This window comes from Flavobacterium aurantiibacter, assembly GCF_002251775.1.
GTDB lineage: Bacteria > Bacteroidota > Bacteroidia > Flavobacteriales > Flavobacteriaceae > Flavobacterium > Flavobacterium aurantiibacter.
Window position 1 is genome coordinate 24,780 of the sequence record NZ_NOXX01000208.1, and the last position, 7,271, is coordinate 32,050.

The window sequence follows — 7,271 nt, forward strand, 5'->3', positions numbered from 1 at the left end:
CCTCAAAAAAGCCGATTATCACTTGCTGTTTTAACAACTGTTTACAAAGTGGAAACTGCATACTGCGAAAAGTTTGGCTCGAAAAATAAAATCGTTAAATAATTGAAAAAAAGCACATTAAATGTTTTTTCGAACGAATTAATGCGTACCTTAGAAAAAGATTTCGACCTAGTTAAAGACTTTTAACCCATAACGTACTGTCAACGTAGAATTTGGAACGAAATCTTACAAAGCGCTCTTCCGGGCGCTTTTTTATTGTACTTTATTTGGGCGCGCCGGCAAACGAGTCATCGCTGCGCAAAAGTGGTTCACGCCGTCACGTGTTCCGCTTTATCTNTAAAACTATTGCCTGTGTTCGGCTATTGCGGCGTTGTGCGCCAAAGTTGCCTGAGCGTGTCGAAAACAGTGCGTCGAAGGCCGATACAATTTTTCAAACGGTTTGATGCGTTCTGTGTTTTCTTCATCAGCCAAACATTCCACAAAATTCTGTGAGCTTCGGCGTTTTCTGTGCGCTTAAAACTATTGCCTGATTTCGGCTATTCCGGCGTTGTGCCCATTGTGGAATACTTAGTGAAACATTGTGCTCCAAAGGTGCCTGAGCCTGTCGAAGGTTGGTGCCTGAGCCTGTCGAAGGCCAATCTCCCAATCTCCCAATCTCCCAATCTTTCAATCTTTCAATCTTTCAATCTTTCAATCTCAAAATCTCCAACAATAATCAAAACAAATCGCAGTTTTAAATACACATCATTTGTAGCACCAAACACCAAATCATTCATCCCCAACCCAACTATTCCTTAACATCACTCAAATACCAAATTAGCTATCTTTGGCGCCCGTTAGTTGTTATCTCTCTACCATGAACAAAGTTCTCCTTGCCCTCTTTACACTCCTTTCCCTAAATACACTACTCGCGCAAACTAAAGTTAGCGGGATCGTTGTCGATCAAAAAAATAAACCCGTTGCCTACGCTACCGTCGGATTTCCAGGAACCTCCGAAGGTGTGATCACCAACGACGATGGTCGGTTCTACCTCGAATCGAACGAAAGCCGAAAAGTCCTTCAAATCTCGTTCTACGGCTACGAAACCGTCGAAATTCAACTCGATAAAGCCGTAAATTACGACATGAACATCGTGCTCAAATCCGTCGAAGAACTTCAAGAAGTAAAACTCTATTCCGGAAAAACGTCCAAGAAAAACAATCCGGCAATCGATATCCTTCGTAAAATCTGGGCTCGTAAACGCAAAAACGGGCTGCGTATGTTCAAACAATACCAGATGGATAAATACGAAAAAGTCGAATTCGACATGAATACCATCGACAGCGCATTCATGAAAAGTCGCATTTTTAAAGGAATGGAGTTCATTTTCAACTCCGTCGATACGTCAAAAATCACCGGAAAAACCTACCTGCCCATCTTTATCAACGAAGCCATTTCAAAAGTGTATGGCGACAATACCAAATCAAAAGTAAAAGACGAACTCATCGCCAATAAAAATTCCGGTTTCTCCACCAATCAGCAAATTATTGCGTTCATCAAAGATTTGTACAACGAGTACGACATCTACGAAAACTACCTGAAATTCTACGATAAAGCATTTACATCGCCCTTGTCGAGAACAGGAATCGATGTTTACAATTACGTACTGGCCGACAGTGCTTTTATCGATAAAAAATGGTGCTACAACATTGTTTATTACCCACGCCGCAAAAACGAACTCACCTTTAAAGGCGATTTCTGGGTGAACGATACCACTTGGGCCATCAAAGATATTAACATGCAAGTGGTTAAAAGTGCCAACATTAACTGGGTGAAAGAAATTTACATCGAGCAACAATTCGATGTACTAAACGATTCGGTATTCCTACTCACCCGCGATTACATGCTCACCGATTTCGCACTCAACAAAAAGGAAAAATCGAAAGGTGTTTATGGCAAGCGAACAACCATGTACCAGAATCACGTATTCAATAGAGAGTTGCCCGACGAATTCTACAAAGAAAAAGTGAACTACTACAACGAAGAAGCCTATAATCGTTCCGACGAGTTTTGGGAAGAAAACCGCTTCGAAGAACTCAATAAAGACGAAAAGGGCATTTACAAAATGCTCGACACGCTTAAAACCAACAAAAAGTTTAAACAGCTGTACGATTTGGTGGCCATTCTCGGAAGTGGTTATATTCAGAAAGGCAACATCGATTTCGGACCTATTTTCTCAACCTTGGGTTACAACGAGGTCGAAGGAATTCGCCTTCGTTTTGGCGGTCGAACCTACTTCGGACCAAACGATCGCTGGCGCATACAAGCCTACGGTGCCTACGGTTTTAGCGATAATAAATTCAAATACGGCGTGTCGGGTAAATACCTGATCGATCCGAAAAGCCGACTCATCATTCAAGGCGGAAACCGACGCGATATCGAGCAAATCGGTGCCAGTTTAACAACCACGAACGACATACTCGGCCGCAGTTTTGCCAGCTCTGCACTCTTCGTCAGCGGAAACAACGGCAACCTAACCAACATTAACCTAACCAACCTGTCGTTCGAAATCGAACCAATCAAAAACCTGACGTTTTCTGCCGGTTATAGTTTCCGAACGCTGGTTTCTGCAAACGAAACGTTCAGTTTAGCGTATTACACCGATCTCAATCGCACACAAATTAAAGAACGCACTACGCAATCGGAAGCTAACGTTTTGTTGGATTATACACCGCGACGTAAAACCGTGGGTTATGGCGTTGAGCGCAGCATTGTCGATAGTCCGTTTACCCGCGTTTTTGTTAACTACACCCAGGGTTTGAAAGGGGTAATGAATTCCGATTTCGAGTATCAAAGAATTCAATTATACGCGAAACAACCTATGAATATTGGCGGTATTGGTCGCCTAGACGTAATCACCGAACTCGGAAAAACCTACGGCTACGTTCCGCTCGGATTAATGAGCATCGTTCCCGGTAACCAAACGTATTTTACCATCGAAAACACCTTTAATTGCTTGGATTTCTACGAGTTTCAAGCCGATACCTACGCGACGTTTCAGTTGCAACACAATTTCGGCGGACGAATTTTCTCGCGAATTCCGTTCATGCGTAAATTAAATTGGCGCGAAACCGTGGGTATTAAAGGCGTTTACGGAACTATTTCGCAAGATAATCGCGTCATCAACGAGCCAAGCGGACTCATCTACCAAGCGCCCGAAGATCTTTATTGGGAGTACAATGCGGGTATCGGTAACATTTTTAAGGTGTTCCGCATCGAGTTTGCGTGGCGCGGCAGCTATATTGCGCCCGGTTCCACGAATTTCGCGATAAAAGGTGCCTTCGGATTTTATTTCTAAACACAAAAATCACTTCGTTTTAAACCTGATTTCTACGATCAATTAGAAATCAGGTTTATTTATGCGGCTATTCCGGCTATACGCTACAAGCTGCCTCGCGTCCGGTTGGCAAAAAGTGCGCAAAGATTTTGTGCTTCCGCTGGTCGCAAAAACTTTTCGCTTTTTGCAGCAACCGCACTTAGGCAGGCTTTTCGCTGCTATCCGGGCCGTAAAAATCGTGCGCGAAAAAATCGTGTAAAACTCTAATAAGCAATCGATTAGTTTCGAGCAAGGCGTATAATGCAAATAACATGCCTTACTTTAACATCGATTTATTACTTTTGCGCGTTTTAAAATGTTAAAAATGGACAAACTAATGATTTACTTGCCGCTTGTAATGGCAATTTTAGGTCTCGTATTTATGGGAGTTAAAGCGTTATGGGTAAACAAACAAAACGCTGGCGACGCCAAAATGCAAGAAATTTCTAAAAGTATTCAAGAAGGTGCAATGGCATTCCTTAAAGCCGAGTACAGAATATTGGCAGTATTTGTAGTTATTGCCTCTGTAGCACTTTTTGTAGTGTCGCAATTGGTAGAAACTTCACACTGGATGATTGTTGTTGCTTTCGTTTTCGGTGCAATTTTCTCTGCTTTAGCCGGTAACATCGGTATGCGTATCGCTACAAACTCAAACGTAAGAACTACACAAGCTGCTAAAACAAGCTTGCCACAAGCCTTACAAGTTTCCTTCGGTGGAGGTACGGTAATGGGTCTTGGCGTTGCTGGTTTGGCTGTTCTTGGTTTGAGCATCTTCTTCTTGATATTCCTAAACCAGTTCATGGGCGTTGAAGGAAAATCATTTTACGATAATATGACATTAGTACTCGAAACGCTTGCAGGTTTTTCACTTGGAGCGGAATCGATTGCACTTTTTGCACGTGTAGGTGGTGGTATTTATACTAAAGCTGCCGACGTTGGTGCCGACCTAGTAGGTAAAGTTGAAGCAGGAATTCCGGAAGACGATCCGAGAAACCCAGCGACAATTGCCGATAACGTAGGTGATAACGTGGGCGACGTAGCCGGTATGGGTGCCGATTTATTCGGTTCGTATGTTGCTACCGTTTTAGCTTCTATGGTATTGGGTAACTACATCATTAAAGATATGACCGACGCATCGGGTACGCCATTTACCGATAATTTCGAAGGTCTCGGACCAATTATCTTGCCTCTAGTAATCGCAGGTGTTGGTATTTTGGCTTCGATCATCGGAACATTCTTTGTTCGTATCAAGAGCAACGACGCTAAAGAAGCACAGGTTCAGGCGGCTTTGAACTTAGGAAACTACGTTTCGTTAGGTTTAACTGTAGTAGCTTGCTGGTTCCTTATCGATATGATGTTGCCAGAAACTATTTCAATGAACTTCTTCGGAGAAGGTATCAAAGAAATCCCATCACGTCACGTATTCTATGCTACTTTAGTTGGCTTAGGTGTAGGTCTGTTTATTTCTGCCATCACCGAGTACTACACAGCTTTAGGTAAAAAACCGGTACTTAGTATCGTACAAAATTCATCAACAGGAGCTGCAACCAACATTATTGCTGGTTTAGCGATTGGTATGAAATCAACTTTTGGTTCTGTAATCTTATTTGCGGCTGCAATCTGGGGTGCTTACGCGCTAGCAGGTTTCTACGGTGTGGCTATTGCTGCATCGGCTATGATGGCTACTACAGCAATGCAATTAGCGATCGATGCTTTCGGTCCGATTGCCGATAACGCGGGTGGTATCGCTGAAATGAGCGAATTGCCAAAAGAAGTTCGTCAGCGTACCGACGTGTTAGATTCAGTAGGAAACACGACGGCTGCCGTGGGTAAAGGTTTCGCAATCGCATCTGCAGCACTTACTGCTCTAGCGCTTTTCGCTGCTTACGTAACATTTACAGGTATCGACGGGATCAATATCTTCAAGGCCGACGTACTAGCTGCGCTTTTCGTAGGTGGTATGATTCCGGTAGTATTCTCTGCTTTAGCGATGCAATCGGTTGGTAAAGCTGCCATGGATATGGTTAACGAAGTTCGTCGTCAGTTCCGTGAAATTCCGGGAATTATGGACGGTACTGGAAAACCAGAGTACGGAAAATGTGTGGATATATCTACAAAGGCAGCACTTCGCGAAATGATGTTGCCAGGAGCCATTACGATTATTACGCCAATTATCCTTGGTTTTGCCATGGGTGCCGAGGCTTTAGGAGGTTATATGGCTGGTGTTTGCGTTTCGGGCGTACTTTGGGCTATTTTCCAAAACAACGCCGGTGGTGCTTGGGACAACGCTAAAAAATCGTTTGAAGCAGGTGTACTAATTAATGGTGAAATGACCTACAAAGGTTCAGACGCGCACAAAGCAGCAGTAACTGGTGATACCGTTGGTGATCCATTTAAAGATACTTCGGGCCCGTCGATGAACATCTTAATCAAATTAACTTGCTTAGTTGGTTTGGTTATTGCACCACTATTGGGTCAAGGTCATGCAACAACAAAAGAAGTGGCCGCATCTTGCTGTAAAGAAATGTCGGCAAACTGTGCGTCTATGAGCATCGAAGAATGTAAGGCTAAAGGTTGTAAAAACAGCAATTGTAAAATCATTTCTGCAGCAGAAGAAACGGTAGTTTCAGAAACGGTAGGCGATACAACTACTACAACTACCGAAGTAACTAAACAAGACGGAACAAACGTTGCTGTTGAAAAAGCGGTAACGGTTGAGAAAAACGAAGCCAAGAAGTAATTCCTGTTTCGAAAGATTTTAAAAAAAGCTGCCTCACCAAAAGGCAGCTTTTTTTGTTTCGGATGATGCAGCCCGGGTTGCAGCGAAAAGCCTGCCAAAACAAAAAGCCAAATAAAAACCAAACCCGCACAGCGACCAACGGAAGCTCGTGCGGGTTTGTGTTTATAACCTGAGTTTGATTTAAAAATTGAAGTCAGAAAACAGATAAATGGTTGATTACAAGGCAGATTTGTTTTGGGATACTGTAGTATCGCAAAAAAATCTAACGAAGTAGGCAGCCGTTTATNCACGTGTTCCGCTTTATCTTTTTTGCGCAAAAAGTAGTGGAAGTATCGAAGCGCAAAAAAGGATACCGCTGCACCCGTTCGCGCGGGAAAGCTGCGCAAGGAAAAAATAGAAAAAAGCTAAAAAAGCGAAAAAGAAATAACGGTAAGAAATAAGATCTACCCATTGGATATCATTAATCCTTTTTGAGCTCTGTGCCTATGTGGTCAACCAAACTGTTGTAGTAAAAATTGAAAAGATTTAAAAAAGTGAAAAAATTGAAATAGAGGTATAAAGGAAAAAATAACGCTTTTTTGACATCGTGTAAAAACTTTGTGAACTCTGTGCCTTTGTGGTCAACCGAAGTGATGTAGTGAAAATTGAAAGATTGAAAGATTAAAAGATTAAAAGATTAAAAGATTAAAAGATTAAAAGATTAAAAGATTAAAAGATTAAAAGATTGAAAGATTAGCTTTCAACACGTTCAGGCTCCCACGATATTTAGGTTCAGTTGGGCAAAACGATACAGTAATTGGTGATCGCATCAAAGTTTAAATACTTATTACTCCGATCTTAATACTCCAAAAATTCCGCATTGCGAACTTTGCGTAAGTCTTTGCGGCCTTTGCGGTTAAGCATTCAACAAGCTTGCGGACCGATGGAGCACAATGTTCCACAAAGTTTATCACAATGTACACCATGTTTGCCTTCGAGCCGCTCACGTAAAAGCTTTTTANGCTTTCAACACGTTCAGGCTCCCACGATATTTAGGTTCAGTTGGGCAAAACGATACAGTAATTGGTGATCGCATCAAAGTTTAAATACTTATTACTCCGATCTTAATACTCCAAAAATTCCGCATTGCGAACTTTGCGTAAGTCTTTGCGGCCTTTGCGGTTAAGCATTCAACAA

At 42.3% G+C, this 7,271-nt stretch carries 2 protein-coding genes; both read left to right on the top strand.

Annotation, left to right across the window (positions count from 1 at the left end; genetic code table 11):
* Positions 1–856: 856 nt before the first annotated feature.
* Positions 857–3,337 (top strand): DUF5686 and carboxypeptidase-like regulatory domain-containing protein, encoded by a 2,481-nt coding sequence (locus CHX27_RS11105; RefSeq protein ID WP_094486852.1) that lies wholly within the window; start codon positions 857–859, stop codon positions 3,335–3,337.
* Positions 3,338–3,680: 343 nt separating this feature from the next.
* Positions 3,681–6,095 carry a sodium-translocating pyrophosphatase gene (locus CHX27_RS11110; protein ID WP_094486853.1) on the top strand — a complete coding sequence of 805 codons (2,415 nt, stop codon included), beginning with the start codon at positions 3,681–3,683 and terminating at the stop codon, positions 6,093–6,095.
* Positions 6,096–7,271 lie beyond the last annotated feature (1,176 nt).